This window comes from Sphaerisporangium sp. B11E5 (genome assembly GCF_039871875.1).
GTDB lineage: Bacteria > Actinomycetota > Actinomycetes > Streptosporangiales > Streptosporangiaceae > Sphaerisporangium.
Map to the genome: position 1 here is coordinate 1 of NZ_JBDPMD010000022.1, position 13,173 is coordinate 13,173.

Genomic DNA, 13,173 nt, shown 5'->3' on the forward strand with positions numbered 1-13,173 from the left:
TGCACCACTTCCGACGGCTGCGCATCCGCTGGGAGATCCGCGAGGACATCCACCGAGCCTTCCTCAGCCTCGGCTGCGCCCTCATCTGCTGGCGACGCCTCACCTCATTGCGTTAGGAGCTCTTAGCCTCTGCGGACTGGGGCTTGACGGCGCTTAGCTCTTGAGTCGCCCCGTCTCCCTCGCCCAGTCGATGACGTCCGAGAGCCACCACCAGTCTCGACCTGAGATCTTCCCCGCCGGCTCCGGGAACTTGGCCACGTTGACCCATTCCTTGGCTGACCGTCGGCGCCAGGCGACGACAGTGTTCTCTGATACGCCGAGGTGCTCGGCAATGCCGTCGATGCCAACAGGTCTCCACGGGGAAATAGGACGCTCCATACGCGTGAGTGTAAGCCCTTGGGTCACGCATGTCTGCCCATGGCGCATGTCGAAACCGCGCGCATGTTGGGGATTGACTGGTGCATGCCCAAGCCATACAGTCATCTCAGCAAGACGGGCCCGCCCGGTGCTGGAACACCGGACAGGCCCTTGATCCCCACCTGCACGAACAGGAAGAGATCCAATGGCGAAGCCTAATCCCCCGACCCTCACTCACGCCGAGCGTCGCGCGTTCCTCTACAGCCTTGGCCGGTTTGACCTGGTCGAGGTCGTGTTCTGGTTCTTGCACAACCACGGCGCCATCCTCGACGGCGCCATCGCCTACATGCGTTCCCGTGACGTGCTGCCGGTGGCGCTGGGCACCGAGGCCGACGCGTCCACCCGCCACGACGCCACCGAGGCCGACGAGCCCACCGCCACCCGCACCCTCGGCACCCTCGCCGCCGGCCTCGGCATCACCTTCACCGAGAACCGCGCCTCCCTGACGGTCCACGAGCAGGGCAAGGCCGACCGCCGTGTTTTGCGCCTGAAGGACGAGACCACCGAGCAGACCAAGGCCCGGGTCATCCGGGACTACCACCCCCACACCTCGGCCGAGTACCGGTTCGCGAACCAGGCCGCTCTCGGCAATGACGGCGGTGAGGTCCGGTGACCACCGCCCTCCGGACCGTGTTGCGGTGCCCCGCTTGGTGCCGCAACGCCCACAGCGGTGGGCAGGTCGCCCTGCACACCCACGCCACCGCCCACACGGACGGCGCGACGGTGCTGGCGATCAGGGACTACACGACGATTCCGGCCAATGACTTCGTGGCCGTTGTCCGCGACACCGAACAGGTTCACGTGGCCGTGAAGGACGCCGGGTTCCTCGCCGAGTTGGTGGCCACCCGGATGCCGGAGTTCGCCGACGCGTTGCGGCGTGCCGTCGAGATTCTCCGGGGGGCGGACCAGTGAGTGACCCCCTACTACTCACCGCCGGCCAGGCTGCCGAACTGGTCGACAAGATCCGTGAAGTCCTCCGCGAGGAACTCGCCGCGATGGAGCTCCGCCAGCGGGCCGAGTTCGCCGAGCTGTTGCGCCTGCAACGGGCCGAGTTCGCCGAGCTGCACAGAGAGGTCCGCGACGCGATCGGGGCGACCCGGTGAGCGGCCTGGTGCTGAGCGTCGACCAGGCGAGCGCCCTGGTCCGCGCGGTCAGCGACATGGCGGACGCGCTGCACACCATAAACCGGGTGTTGCAGGCCGCGGCCGTGCAGGCGGCTACACCCGTCCTGGTCGACCAGGTCGCGGAGCGTAGGGCACGTCGGCCCGGGGGGGCCCGATGAACCTCAACGTCGTTCACGTCCCAGGACTCACCGAATCGCAGGTCATCGTGTACGGCCCCAAATCCGAGTCGATGATCATCCTGTCGCCGGACCCGGACATGCCGACCGGCACCGAGGGTGAGCGCATCGAGTTCGTGTTCAAGCAGGGCCTTCGCGCCGGACTTGAGCTGGGCCGATCCATCGCCCACGAGTTCTTCGGCCCTGCCTAGTAAGCGGTCCGGCCCGGTGTCTCACCACCGGGCCGGACCTGAACCCATCCCCTGCACGCACAGGAGCGGATCTGATGGATCACCTTAAGCCCGCGGTGCCGCCGCGGTGCCCGATCACCTGGTGCCGTGGCCACCACTCCGACCGGGCGACGGCGACCCGCCTGCATGACCGCAACGTCGAGCTGATCGACCCCGGTGACCCGGGCCTGACGACCGAGATCGACCTCCAGCAGGAGGGCGACCAGGGCACGCCCCGGGTCCGGATGTTCATCGGGGAGGCGGACGGGCGGTTCACCGGCCGGCACGTCGACATCTCCCCGCTCGCCGCCGCGGAGCTGGGGCGCCTGATCTCCCACATGCCCGCGGGTGACCTTCGGTTCTTGGGGGCGATGCTGTCGCGGGCCGGTGCGCTCGTGCTCGGCGAGTGACCGCCAAGGTCAAGGCCCGGCCGCACCGTCACCGCCCCGGCGCGATTCGGGGCGAGGCGGGACGGGAGCTCCGCCGGCGCCTCGCACAGCGGGATGGTGCCCGGTGCTTCTACTGCCGGTTGCCGTTCCCGGACCCGACGCTGGCGACCCTGGATCACTACGTGCCGTCGTGCCTGTGGCGGTGCAGTGAGCCGTACAACCTCGTGCTTGCGTGCGCCCCCTGCAACAACACCAAATCCGACCGGTTGCCCTGGCCGCTGGTCTGGCTGCTGCTCGCGACCGTCCGCGTGACGGCCGCGGCCTAGGAGGACTTGATGACGCTCTCCCCCGGAGACTTCGAGCACGTCGATTGCCTCGACTTGGACGACGAGTCGACGTTCAGTATCAGCCTGGTCCGGCACGCCGAGAACGGCGGCCTGTACGTCGAGGTGCTGCACGGCGCCCGGTGGGGTGACCGGTTCGTGTACGTGCCCGTTGCCCTTCAGGTCGACTCGTTCGATGAGTTGGCCACGGCGGTGGGCACGGAGGCGGGCCGGTGACCGGGTGCCAGTCCTGGTGTACCGACCACAGCGAACAGGTGTGCATGTCCGGCACGGTGAACGAGGTGACTCTCACGTGGATGCCGGGTGAGGATGCCACGGTGTGGTTGGACTGCTACGAGATGGACACCGGGATGACCCTCGACGACGCCGAGCGTGCGGCGTGGGCGATCTTGAGCAAGGCGTATGCCGCACGGCACACCCCGCGTCTGACCGGGTGATCCGCGGCCCGGCCGGCGGTCGCGTCTGTGCCGCCGGTCGGGCCGTGTTCACGTGGTGTTTGCGCTGGTGGCACGCCGGTTTCCGGTCGCGGTGGTGGTCGCGGATGTGGTCGCCGTTCCGGTCGCGACCATGCCCCCGGTCGCGACCGGTTTCGTGACCGGGACCGCGACCGGTAGGGCAATCTCCGGGGCATCCGGCGGGGCAGCGAACGGGGCAATCCAGGTGTGCAGAAGTGCACACGTGCCGGTCGCCTAGTGCGCTCCCCGGGTGGCACACTCGCCGGCGCCGAGCGCACCTAACCGGGCTCCGTGAGCGCACCTAGTGTGCCGAGCTGGACGGCTGTCATGACCGTCCAGCTCGGCGAGGGTCCGCCCCCTGCGTGCGGGGATCGGAAGGCTTTCTGGCAGGTGTTGAGTACTCAACACCTGTCCGCCCCGGGCGCGCGGGGATCGAGAGAGCGTGGACTTCAAAGTCGGAATTCCGACTTTGTCCGCCCCGGGCGCGCGGGGGCAAGGATGTGGCACATCCTTGAATAGGGCGCTGAGCTGGGAAAACTACTGGTGATAATATCACCAGTAGCCCAAAGTTGATCTTGCCAGCGTCGGCAAGCTCACCCAACCACCGCCCTCGGAGCGGTGGTTCCCGGCGCCGGCGACCGTTGCGACCAGCGAAACAGATGCCCGCGCGGTGACCAGCACCACGCGGGCATCACCCGCTACGCCGGGAGGGATCTCACCGCTTGCGCGTACGTCGACCCGGACGGGACGTCCAGGAGATCGCACGCCCACCCCGGAAGGATGTCGGTGCAGTTCCACAGCTTCGTGAACCCGGGGCGCCGCATGTCCCTGGCCGCCGCGAGGCCGTGTTCCTCGATCGCCTCAAGGAACGGGTTCCGCAGGTCGCCGGGCGCGTGCCCGCTGATGAGCTTGCTCATGAATTGTCCTCTCACGTCATGACTGGCCTGTATCTGATCTGGCCGGAGTGTGAACCCGGCCCCACGCCTCGCCATGCCATGCCGTGATGGAAGTGACGATACCTCGCGCATGACGACCAGCGCCACGCACGGTGACCGTAATTGTCCCAGCGGGACCCCTCTCGGGAATCGTTCCTGGCCCCTCCCCCACCGCTCGTATATGGGTGGTTGGGACGATTCCTTGGTCCGTTCTGCCCGTCGTGGCTGTCGTCGCTGTGCGTGACTATTACGCCGCGTAAATGCGGGTGACTCGTCGGGATCCCGACGAGTCACCGAGGCATCCGTAATCGAACCATCACTCTCCGAGTGTCACGGGTCAGCTAGTGGTGATGGGTCATGACCCATCACCACTAGTCCACGAAGATCGTCTGTTCGTGGACGTCCGGCCCCCTACACGCGTAGGCGCGCGAGAACATGCCTCGTGGACGTCTCCGTGGACCACGCCGAGAGGGGTTAGTGATCTGCTGTGGACCTCTCCGTAGACGTCGCGGGGGAGGGGTCGAGGCGCCCCACCTAACCCGGCCTAACCGGCTAACTCACCTAACTTTCCGCAGGCGGGAAGCCGGATGGGGCCCGGGTTAGCCCTAGGTGAGGAAACTAACCCGGTTACCCCGGCACCTAACCGCCCGCCGCGGATGGGCCTGGGCCTCGAGAGCGCAGGCCGCAGGGTCGAGAGCAGGCTCAAGAACCCTTGACCCTGCCTCAAGTCCTTGACCCTGGGGGTCCCGCTCTTGACCCTCTCTTGAGCCTGCCCGGGGATCAGGACTTCTCGGCCGGCGGTGGGGTGACGAACGTGCCCAGGCCGCGGACCACGTAGGCGTCGCCGGCGTCGACCAGGCGCCGGAGTGCCTTGCGTGCGGTGCCGCGCGCCACGCCGAACTCCTGCACGAGCGCGTGTTCAGACGGCACCGGAGTGTCGGGCGGGTAGGTGCCGTCCGCGATGCGCTGCCTGATCGTCTCGGCGATGTAGTTCGCCTTGATCACGTTAGGTGGCCAGTTGATCTCGTCCACCCGGCGACCGTAGTTCCGCACCCGTGACCCCAGATACCCACAGTTCACCAGTGGTGAACCATGGTGAAGTCACGTACGGTGGCCCCATGCGACCCACCACCCAGGGCGACGACAGGCCCGAACTGGCCGAGTTCGACAACGTCCACCAGGACGACGACGGCCTTTGGCACGCAACCCACACGTCCGGCGAGGCGATCAGCGGCGAGTCCTGGCCCGAGTTGGAGGCAATGGCCGTCGCGATCCGGGTCGCTTCGAGCTGGACCAAGTCGAGGGACGCGGGGTGGTCGGTGTGACAGCGGACCTGACTCCGGCGCAGGGTGCCACCACCGAGCACGGACACCACGTACCTCACCCGGTCAACAACGCCGACAAGATCCGGTGGTGGCCTGCTCAGCGTGAACAGCGGGAGCGTGAACTCCGCTGGACGTGTTCGTGCAGGTCTGTGGTGTACGTCCTGGTGGCCGGTGGCGGGGGTGCGTGGATACGGCGCTTCCACTCCTCCGAGACCACCGAGACCGTACGCATGCACCCGGACGCGGCCGTCGCGCTATGGGCGAAAATCCTCGCCGGGGAGGCCGTGTAAGACCAGACTCCCGCCCTGGCCTGTCCTGTCGCATGGGGTCCGGGGTGGGTGCGGGTACGGCGGCATGTCCCTCGCCGGGGTTGCCGTCGTACCCGCAGCAAACGCGGCGGCGCGCATTCCCGGGCATGGCAGGCGCGCCGCCGTACAGACCGTGACGGGCGCCGATCCCGTGTCCAGGTGTGGGACCCATGACCGCCCGGCGCCCGTCACGTCACTTCTGCCGCACCTGCGACCCGAGCAGGTACCGAAGATCCCTCGCGATGCCCATCGGTGACTGCTCTGGGGTCACCTGCATGTGCTCGACATTGACCAACGGTCCGCCACCCTGCCCGGTGCGGGACTCGTGGGCGAGCAGTGCGGCGAGGTGCCGATCCTGGCGCGCCGACTCCTGGCTGTACACGCCGCTGTAGAGCGGGTCCACCGTGCCACGCATCAGCGAGCGCGGCGCCTCACTTCCCGGGAGGCTCGGTGCGGAGATCGGGCGGGTACGGGCGGCGGCGCCGGCCATCACCGACGCACCGGCCTGCCGTGCGGCACTCAGCGACGGGATGAGCTGATACCCGAAGTCGTTCGCGATGGTGCCGAGAATCTTCGTGGCACGCGGCCGGAACCGGCGGTCATACGGCACGAATCCTTCATCGTCCCGACCTTCGCCGAACAGCAGCGTCGGCCCTGTCGCGATGTGGGGGCCGATGTTGCGGATCACGTCACGTATCCCGCCCGTGGCGTACTGGGCGATGCCGCCGTGGGCGTACCGCATGATGCCGCCGCGCTCGGCACCGAGTTGCTTATCTTTCTTGATCAGCCTTTCGCGAGTCGTCCGAACGATCTCAACATGAACGGTCTTGTCCTTCAGGGTGGCCAGCGCCTCGCGGGCAGCCTGCACCCCTGCCAACAGGCGGCTGATGTCCGCGACCAACTTGGACTGCCGCTCCTTGGTCAACTCGGGATTCTGAAGATCGATCCGTGCGTCACGCAGCCGTGACTGCAAGGTCGCGATGTTCGCCGAAATCGTCGAGGCGTACTCCGCGGTGAGCTTCGGATCACCGAGGTCTCTGATCGCTGCGGCCTTGGCCACCTGCAAGCGGGTGATGTCCGCGGTGAGCTGGGCGCGACGCTCGGCGGTCAACGTCGGGTCGTTGAGCAGCGTCTCGGCCTTGTCGATCTTCTGCTGAAGATCCACAATGTTGGCTTTCAGCTCAACCGCATTGGCAACACCCTCCGCTGCCGCACGGAAGTCCCGGATCTTCCCGATCGCCTGATCAATCCCGCTGACAAGCTGCCCGCTGATCTTCTCCATCCCCGGAACCTTGCCCAGCACCACAGCAACCGTACGAATCGCCCCCAAGATCCGCTCAACGATCCCGGTCACCGCATCAGAGGCGTTGGCGAACCCTCGGGCGATCGTCGCGGCAGCGTTCACCGAGGTACTGACCAACGACCCGTACATCTCGACGACCTTGGTGATCGCCCCGATGACCAGCGGAATCGTGCGCAACAGGCCGGTGAAGATCGCAGAGATCGCGGTCTTGTTCTCCCCCACGGACCGCGCCAGATCCGAGAACGACACCCCGATGTCCCGGAAAATGCCCTTCAACTCCGGGCCGATCTCGCCGAGAAGCTGCGTGAACGCGTCCATCAGCGGCTTGACCGCTGGCTTGAGCTCCAAGAACGCGTCACCGAGATCACGAAGGAAGTGCTTCAACGGCCCCTGCGCGTCGAGGAACGCCTCCCTGAACGTGTCCTTGAACCCCGACACGACCCGTTTCGCCTGATCAAGAGCCTCTTGAATGACCGGGACCAGCGGACGCGCCGCATCGGTCATGATCTTCTTGATTTCGCCGGCCGTCTCCGAGAAGCTTTTCTTGATCTTGTCGTTGGCCAGCAGCAGCGAAATCCCGATTGCGGTGAACGCGCCACCTAACCCGAGCACCAGGGCGCCACCCAGAGCAGCCGCGGCAGCGACACCCGCACCGGCCGCGACCGCCACCAACGCCGCCGTGAGAACCGGACCCGACGCCTTAGCCGCCGCACCCAACGCACCACTCAGCGCATCCGCGGCCACCGCCCCCGCCCGCGACACAGCCTGCCGCAACCCGCCGGCGAACCCCCGCTCCTCCACCTCCACCGGCACCCGCACCGTACGGCCGTCCACCCGATCCGCCGCGGCCTCCACCGTCGCCAGATCCGCCACCGCATCGCCCACCTCGGCAACCGTGTCGACCTCGGCCCGCCGGCCGTCGAGACGATCAACCGCATCGGCCACCGCATCCAACGCCGCATCGGCAGCCGACGTGTCCGCATCCACCTCGATACCCACGCCCGGAAGCCGGTCCAGCTCGGCCCGGAACTTCGCCACGTCCCGCGCGGCCCGCGTCGTGTCCGCCACCACATCCACCGGCAGGGCCTTCAACTGGCTCCGGATGCCACGCGAGACCTCCGCGCCGATATCCCGCCCCACGTCGTACGCGTCGCCGAGTAGCTGTTTGCGCAGATCCTTCACGAACCCGCCTGCACTCGGGACGACCGGGACGATCACATCTCCAGCGGTGAACTCAGACACGCGGCCCCCCCGGGCTCTGGTGATCCAGTACAGGTGCCGGGATGAACCGGCGGATCTCATACGGCTTCAAGCCGCGCTGCTCGCACCACGCCGCCCGCGCGGCGCTGTAGGTGCGCCACGCCCGATACCACCTACGCGGAAGCCGCATCCCGACCTCGGCGTCAACCACGTTGGCCAGCTCCTCGGCGGTCAGCCAGTCGGCAGGCCGGAACCGATGCAACTCCACAGGCGGCACATTCGGGTCCGCCCCGGCGGCCACGCCCAGACGCGCACGCCGCCGGGCCGTCACGCCAACCCCCGCAACGGCGTCACCGGCGCCGGAACCCCATCCGGGAACCGCCACCCGCACATCACCAACCCCGCCGGCGTCAACCCAAGACGATCCGCGAGCTGCCGCGCCTCACTGGCCTGCCACGCCTTCCCCTCACCGCTGAACAACCCCACCACCAGCGCGACGTACAACCCCACGATGGAGGCGTACGACTCATCCCACTGCGACGCCTGCGGAGACCCCCACAGATCAGCCCACAGGGCCCGCTCATCCTCCGACCAGACCCGCCCCGGCGGCATGTCCGGCACCGGGAGATCATGCTCGGCAGGAAGCACCACCGTCTGAACCCGCTGCCTGTACCGGCTATGCGGCTTGGACGGGTCAGGACGCGGAGCAGGCACCAGGCACCCCCGATGAGGTCTGCTGATCAGCCAGACTGGCAGCGCGTGTACCCGCCGATTCGGAATCGGGGTGGGGGGGAGGGCAGGTCCCCGGGGTGGTGGTGTTTGTGCTGGTCAGGGGGTTGCGTGTGGTGGTGGCGGCGCGTTTGCCCTGGTCGGGGCGCTGGGTGCGGCGGCGCCGGCGGGTGGTGCTGCGGCGGGTGGCTTGGACGGTTCGGAGCCAGGGGACGGCGATGCCTCGGGATGTGCGGACGGGGATGGCCATGGTGGTCATGCCTCGGCGGTGGGGTCGCGGTCGGCTAGCTGGTCGACCTGGTGGGGTTGGAGCTTGGACAGCTCGGTGGGGTTGAAGAGGACGTACTGGGCGGCGCGGTTGAATCGGGCTTGGGGGTTGGCGTCGTCGCGGGCGAGGGTGGCGTATTCGTTGTAGCGCTCGGTGTCTTGGGGTGGGCGGTTCTCGAAGTAGGTCGTCAGGACGTCGCCCCATCCGGATTCGGACGCCTTCTGTGCGAGTGCTTTGGCCAGGAGGTTGTCTCCGGTGCGGAGTGAGCGGGTGAGCAGGGTGCGGGCGGCGCCGGCGTCTTCGATGCGGTCGACGCGGTCGAGGGCGTCGCGGTAGGACAGGGTGGCGGTGGCGGGGTCGTGGCCGTCGTCTTTGCCGGGGGTGAACAGTTCGCGGAGGAGTGTGCCGCGGCGCTGTTTGCGGGCGGCCTGTTCCTGGGTGTCGAGGGTGGCGAGCTGGTCTCGGGCGTCGCGGTAGGCCTTGGCGATCTCGTGGTCGCGCATGGTGGTGCCGATGATGCCCCGGTTGTGGTGGTCGCGGAGCTTGTCGAGTTTGCGGGTGAAGGCGTCGCGGATTTGTGCGGCTTGGTTGGTGTGGTCGGTGGGCACGGGTCTCCCTGGGGTCAGGCGGCGCGGGTGGTGATCCATTCGGCTAGGGCGAGGTGGGTGATGTGCCAGTCTCTGCCGTGCCGGGTGGCGTGGAGCCGCTGTTGCTGGCAGGCGAGGCGGACGGCGCGGTCGGTGAGACCGGTGATGTTCGCTACGTCCTGCGTGGTCAGGGTTGACTGTCCCGTGAGTGCCTTCTCGATTACCAGTTCGTTTCCGTTTGCGGTAGTCGCACATGCGTTCAGTGCTAGGGCGATGGCGGAGAGGGTCAGCAGGTCGGGGTATGCGGGGTGGTCGCGGTAGTCGACGCGTAGGCGCCGGAGCAGGGCCAGTCCCTCGGGGGAGATCGGCCCTGCCGCGGTGGTGGTGCTGGTCACTCGTCGGTGTCCCTCTCGGCGATGTAGTCGAGGAGCTGCCGGAGGTCGGGGGTGTAGCCGAGGTGGGCGGCGGCTTCCCGGGTGAGCCTGCGCAGGGCTTTGACCCACGCGGCGGGAGGGTCGGTGTACGCCTTGCCGTACAGCCGGGCCTGTTCCTCGGTGATGCCGAACAGCGCGGCGGCGCCCCGGTCGGTCGGGGTGAACGTGCCGCGGGGGTAGCGGTAGAGCCGGGCGTGGTACCCGGGGCCGTACGTCGTCACGGGCCGGTCCTTTCTAGGCAGGGGGCCGGGCGCCCTCCGATGGCGCCCGGCCGGTGAGGTGGTCATCAGCCCTCGCCCTCCAAGAGCAGGGCGGCTTCCAGGCCGATCGTGCTCAACGAGACGGCTCTCCAGTTGGGGGTCTTGTCGTTGTATGGGCCTACTCGCCGGCCACCGCCCTGCCATTCCATGACCTCGCCGTCCCGGATGTTGAGCCAGGCGAGTGCGAGTGCTTCGACGTACCCGTGCTTGTAGAGCCGTCCGAGTGCGCGGCGCATGGCCTGTCGCTGGTTGCGGCGTTGCAGCTCATACGACTTGTCGGGGTCGAAGTGGTAGCAGCGCTCATACAAATCGCCGAGCATGATCCAGTCGAGTAGCCAGGTGCCGGGCGGCTCGTCCGGTTCGGGTTCGCGGTCTCTGATAAGAGAGACCAATGCGAGGAGGAGACGACGCTCCAACGGGGAGAATCCCTTGCTCACGTCGGTCACTCGCATCCGCGGTGCTTGGTGTGCCCGGCCTTGACTGCGGCGGGGTCGAGCATGCCTTTGCACTCAACGCAGGAGTTGGGCCACTGCTCGGGAGGCTTCGGGCGCGGCTTAGGCGGGATGTGCGCTACATGCGCTACATCCGCGACTTCCCAGGTCAGAGCAGTAGCGGACGATTGGCCTGTAGCGGATGCATCCGCTACAGGATTTTCTCCGCTACCGGCCTGACCTGCATCGTCGCTCTTGTAGCCCTTGTAGCGCTCCCCCTGCCTAGAGATGTACCGGGACCACGAATCCCAAAGATCATCCGCGCTGTAGCCCTTCTTCGGAGGGCCGCCGCTCTCGCGGACATTCTTCGATTCGACCTCGTAGGCGGTGAGCAACTTCGACAGGTCCCGGGGGCCGAACGGCCGGCCGTAGTAGTCGGCCCACGGCGACTCATCGATCTTGTGCAGCCGGTCCAGGATCGTCGTGGTGTACAGGTAGCGCTCATCCCCGAATACGGCCCTCAGATCGGTGAGCAAGCGCAGCGACACCGACGCCGACGCGTCGGCCTGCTGGTCGCGCTCAACGAACGCCTTCGCCGCGGCGCGGGCACGCTTGGACCATTCACCGCCCGCAGTATCGGCTACAGCGATCAGCGATTCCCACGCGTCCGCGGCCCGGTCCTCAACCGGCATGTCCGGCTCGGCGTTCTCCAGATCCTTCAACCGCGACCGGACCCACACGTGAAGCCGGTCGCGCAGGTTGTTGAGCGGCGGGCCGTCGCGGCGCGTGCGGTACGGCTTGACCGTCTCACCGGGCGCCCGGCGCCGCATCCGCACCACCACGGCCCGATCCATGATCGTGTCAGGCATGTTGCCGATCCCGGCAAGCGCCACCATGGCGAACGTCGGGCACACCTCGGGTTTCCGGATGGTGGCATCCCACCGGATGTACGGGCGGTTGCGCTGGAAACCCGCGTTGATCAACCCACGCAAGTCCTCGTGATCACCCGCCGCTTTCGGCCCGAACACGGTGTCGGCCTCGTCGAGCATCAGCGTTGGCGGGTCCTCGCCGATGGAGCGCACCAGCGCGGCCGGCGAGATGTTGACCGTCACGAGCGCGTCATGGGCGGTGGCCTCGATGATGTCGAGAAGCCGCGACTTGCCGCACCGCTTCTGCGGACTGCTGATGAACAGGCGGGTAGCGATCTCCCATGCCGGGACGGCGTGCGTGGCCGCGATCCACAGCGTGATCGCGTCCCCGGCTTCATCGGACGGCAGGATGATGTACCGCTGTAGAGCGCTCTTCAACTCGTCGAGGAGTTCGGCGCCGGACTGCTGTCCCACCACGCGCAACGTCACGCGTTCCTCCCGGGGTAGTCGCCGTCACGGGGCAGGCCGGCCAGGGCACGCGGGCCGCCGTACCGGGCGTGCTCCAACTCGGCGAAGTTCAGGTACCGGGACCGCCCCATCTGGCGAACCTTCTCGGCGAGAGCGGCCCACAGCTCGGCCTCTTCGCGGAGCCGGTTCTTCTCCCCCAGGTCGAATCCGTGGGCGAACCCGACCGTGAAGCCCTGCCGGAACGCGGCGTTCTCCCGGTCGCGCTGGCCGTCGAGGTCGGCCAGGAGGCGCCGGAGCTCGGCGACGTGGTCGTGGTCGCACATCACGCCGCCCGCCTTCCGCGACGGGTGGCACGGAGACGGCGCGGCATGATCTGGTACCTGAGCCCGCACCGGGCCCGCTTCTCCCGCGTCAGGGACGGCACGGGCAGCGGGCAGCGGTGCTCGTGGTCACCACCGCACCGCTCACACCCGACCACAATCAGCGTGGCCGTCACGCGGTGGGCGTCGATGAACAGCAGGGCCTCGACGACACCGGGGAGGCTCGTCTGCTGACCACCGTGACGGGGGCCCGTCTGGGCGGTACCCTGAGGGTCAGCGTTGTTGGTGCTGTAGGGCGCCGAATTGAGGGCGGACTCCTGGCCGGGGGTCCGCCCTTCGGCGTTGGTGGAGATCATCAGAGGGCACCGCCGTCCTCGGCCTGGTCGAGGCCGAGCATCGCGAGGAGCCGCGCGGTAGGGACGACGACCCGGCGACCGAATTTCAGGGTCGGCAAGTCGCCACGTCGCGCGGCCTCGTAGGACGAGTCACGGCAGAGACCGACCAGCGCACCCGCACGGGGGACGCTGATCGTCGGCTCAACCTTGGGGTCAGGCAACTGAACTCCCGTAGAGTGCGGATTGTGTAGGACGTTGTCCGTAGTAGTCACGGCAAGTAGTCTCGT

At 67.8% G+C, this 13,173-nt stretch carries 24 protein-coding genes and 1 pseudogene; 11 read left to right on the forward strand and 14 right to left on the reverse strand.

Annotated elements, in window-relative coordinates:
* Positions 1-116, forward strand: a pseudogene (locus ABGB17_RS20255) (IS5/IS1182 family transposase); the annotation flags it as partial.
* 37 nt (positions 117-153) lie between these two features.
* Here ABGB17_RS20255 and ABGB17_RS20260 read toward each other — a convergent pair.
* Positions 154-378, reverse strand: a complete 225-nt coding sequence (locus tag ABGB17_RS20260) for a hypothetical protein (RefSeq protein ID WP_347631771.1) — start codon at positions 376-378, stop codon at positions 154-156.
* Between the two features lie 184 nt (positions 379-562).
* On the opposite strand from ABGB17_RS20260, the gene ABGB17_RS20265 reads away from it, so the two are divergent.
* The 8 genes from ABGB17_RS20265 (at position 563) to ABGB17_RS20300 (ending at position 3,096) form a co-directional block, all read left to right on the forward strand.
* Positions 563-1,030, forward strand: a complete 468-nt coding sequence (locus ABGB17_RS20265; protein ID WP_347631773.1) for a hypothetical protein — start codon at positions 563-565, stop codon at positions 1,028-1,030.
* Positions 1,027-1,329, forward strand: coding sequence for a hypothetical protein (locus ABGB17_RS20270; protein ID WP_347631775.1), 303 nt, complete (start codon positions 1,027-1,029; stop codon positions 1,327-1,329). The genes ABGB17_RS20265 and ABGB17_RS20270 overlap by 4 nt, the downstream gene beginning before the upstream one ends.
* The gene (locus tag ABGB17_RS20275; protein WP_347631777.1) at positions 1,326-1,520 is read left to right on the forward strand and encodes a hypothetical protein; all 195 of its coding nucleotides are present in this window, start codon (positions 1,326-1,328) and stop codon (positions 1,518-1,520) included. The genes ABGB17_RS20270 and ABGB17_RS20275 overlap by 4 nt, the downstream gene beginning before the upstream one ends.
* A gap of 175 nt (positions 1,521-1,695) precedes the next feature.
* On the forward strand, positions 1,696-1,908 hold the full coding sequence (locus tag ABGB17_RS20280; RefSeq protein WP_347631779.1) for a hypothetical protein: 213 nt from the start codon (positions 1,696-1,698) through the stop codon (positions 1,906-1,908).
* Between the two features lie 74 nt (positions 1,909-1,982).
* A complete protein-coding gene (locus ABGB17_RS20285; protein WP_347631781.1) occupies positions 1,983-2,336 on the forward strand; it encodes a hypothetical protein in 354 nt (117 codons plus the stop codon).
* On the forward strand, positions 2,333-2,641 hold the full coding sequence (locus tag ABGB17_RS20290; RefSeq protein ID WP_347631783.1) for an HNH endonuclease signature motif containing protein: 309 nt from the start codon (positions 2,333-2,335) through the stop codon (positions 2,639-2,641). Before ABGB17_RS20285 ends, ABGB17_RS20290 begins: the two co-directional genes overlap by 4 nt.
* Before the next feature lie 9 nt (positions 2,642-2,650).
* Positions 2,651-2,875, forward strand: coding sequence for a hypothetical protein (locus tag ABGB17_RS20295; RefSeq protein WP_347631785.1), 225 nt, complete (start codon positions 2,651-2,653; stop codon positions 2,873-2,875).
* Positions 2,876-2,955: 80 nt separating this feature from the next.
* Positions 2,956-3,096, forward strand: a complete 141-nt coding sequence (locus tag ABGB17_RS20300) for a hypothetical protein (protein WP_347631787.1) — start codon at positions 2,956-2,958, stop codon at positions 3,094-3,096.
* A gap of 716 nt (positions 3,097-3,812) precedes the next feature.
* On the opposite strand, the gene ABGB17_RS20305 is transcribed toward ABGB17_RS20300, so the two are convergent.
* Positions 3,813-4,031 carry a hypothetical protein gene (locus ABGB17_RS20305; RefSeq protein WP_347631789.1) on the reverse strand — a complete coding sequence of 73 codons (219 nt, stop codon included), beginning with the start codon at positions 4,029-4,031 and terminating at the stop codon, positions 3,813-3,815.
* 798 nt (positions 4,032-4,829) lie between these two features.
* On the reverse strand, positions 4,830-5,081 hold the full coding sequence (locus ABGB17_RS20310; RefSeq protein WP_347631791.1) for a GntR family transcriptional regulator: 252 nt from the start codon (positions 5,079-5,081) through the stop codon (positions 4,830-4,832).
* A gap of 86 nt (positions 5,082-5,167) precedes the next feature.
* On the opposite strand from ABGB17_RS20310, the gene ABGB17_RS20315 reads away from it, so the two are divergent.
* Together ABGB17_RS20315 and ABGB17_RS20320 are read left to right on the forward strand one after the other, a co-directional pair.
* Positions 5,168-5,374 carry a hypothetical protein gene (locus ABGB17_RS20315; protein ID WP_347631793.1) on the forward strand — a complete coding sequence of 69 codons (207 nt, stop codon included), beginning with the start codon at positions 5,168-5,170 and terminating at the stop codon, positions 5,372-5,374.
* Positions 5,371-5,664 carry a hypothetical protein gene (locus ABGB17_RS20320; RefSeq protein ID WP_347631795.1) on the forward strand — a complete coding sequence of 98 codons (294 nt, stop codon included), beginning with the start codon at positions 5,371-5,373 and terminating at the stop codon, positions 5,662-5,664. Before ABGB17_RS20315 ends, ABGB17_RS20320 begins: the two co-directional genes overlap by 4 nt.
* 211 nt (positions 5,665-5,875) lie before the next feature.
* On the opposite strand, the gene ABGB17_RS20325 is transcribed toward ABGB17_RS20320, so the two are convergent.
* The 11 genes from ABGB17_RS20325 to ABGB17_RS20375 all read right to left on the reverse strand — a co-directional run bounded on the left by ABGB17_RS20325 (position 5,876) and on the right by ABGB17_RS20375 (position 13,107).
* On the reverse strand, positions 5,876-8,227 hold the full coding sequence (locus ABGB17_RS20325) for a hypothetical protein (protein ID WP_347631797.1): 2,352 nt from the start codon (positions 8,225-8,227) through the stop codon (positions 5,876-5,878).
* On the reverse strand, positions 8,220-8,453 hold the full coding sequence (locus ABGB17_RS20330; RefSeq protein WP_347631799.1) for a hypothetical protein: 234 nt from the start codon (positions 8,451-8,453) through the stop codon (positions 8,220-8,222). Before ABGB17_RS20330 ends, ABGB17_RS20325 begins: the two co-directional genes overlap by 8 nt.
* 59 nt (positions 8,454-8,512) lie before the next feature.
* Positions 8,513-8,797 (reverse strand): hypothetical protein, encoded by a 285-nt coding sequence (locus ABGB17_RS20335; protein WP_347632010.1) that lies wholly within the window; start codon positions 8,795-8,797, stop codon positions 8,513-8,515.
* A gap of 372 nt (positions 8,798-9,169) precedes the next feature.
* Positions 9,170-9,790 carry a hypothetical protein gene (locus tag ABGB17_RS20340; RefSeq protein WP_347631801.1) on the reverse strand — a complete coding sequence of 207 codons (621 nt, stop codon included), beginning with the start codon at positions 9,788-9,790 and terminating at the stop codon, positions 9,170-9,172.
* 14 nt (positions 9,791-9,804) lie between these two features.
* Positions 9,805-10,164 (reverse strand): helix-turn-helix domain-containing protein, encoded by a 360-nt coding sequence (locus ABGB17_RS20345; protein ID WP_347631803.1) that lies wholly within the window; start codon positions 10,162-10,164, stop codon positions 9,805-9,807.
* Positions 10,161-10,424 carry a hypothetical protein gene (locus ABGB17_RS20350; protein WP_347631805.1) on the reverse strand — a complete coding sequence of 88 codons (264 nt, stop codon included), beginning with the start codon at positions 10,422-10,424 and terminating at the stop codon, positions 10,161-10,163. Before ABGB17_RS20350 ends, ABGB17_RS20345 begins: the two co-directional genes overlap by 4 nt.
* 65 nt (positions 10,425-10,489) lie before the next feature.
* Positions 10,490-10,855: a hypothetical protein gene (locus ABGB17_RS20355; protein WP_347631807.1), complete on the reverse strand. Its 366-nt coding sequence runs from the start codon at positions 10,853-10,855 to the stop codon at positions 10,490-10,492.
* A 50-nt stretch (positions 10,856-10,905) separates the two neighbouring features.
* Positions 10,906-12,252: a DUF3631 domain-containing protein gene (locus ABGB17_RS20360; protein ID WP_347631809.1), complete on the reverse strand. Its 1,347-nt coding sequence runs from the start codon at positions 12,250-12,252 to the stop codon at positions 10,906-10,908.
* Entirely contained in the window at positions 12,249-12,554 is a 306-nt protein-coding gene (locus ABGB17_RS20365; RefSeq protein WP_347631811.1) for a hypothetical protein, read from the reverse strand. The genes ABGB17_RS20360 and ABGB17_RS20365 overlap by 4 nt, the downstream gene beginning before the upstream one ends.
* Positions 12,554-12,907: a hypothetical protein gene (locus ABGB17_RS20370; RefSeq protein ID WP_347631813.1), complete on the reverse strand. Its 354-nt coding sequence runs from the start codon at positions 12,905-12,907 to the stop codon at positions 12,554-12,556. Before ABGB17_RS20370 ends, ABGB17_RS20365 begins: the two co-directional genes overlap by 1 nt.
* The gene (locus tag ABGB17_RS20375) at positions 12,907-13,107 is read right to left on the reverse strand and encodes a hypothetical protein (RefSeq protein ID WP_347631814.1); all 201 of its coding nucleotides are present in this window, start codon (positions 13,105-13,107) and stop codon (positions 12,907-12,909) included. The genes ABGB17_RS20370 and ABGB17_RS20375 overlap by 1 nt, the downstream gene beginning before the upstream one ends.
* Between the last annotated feature and the right edge of the window lie 66 nt (positions 13,108-13,173).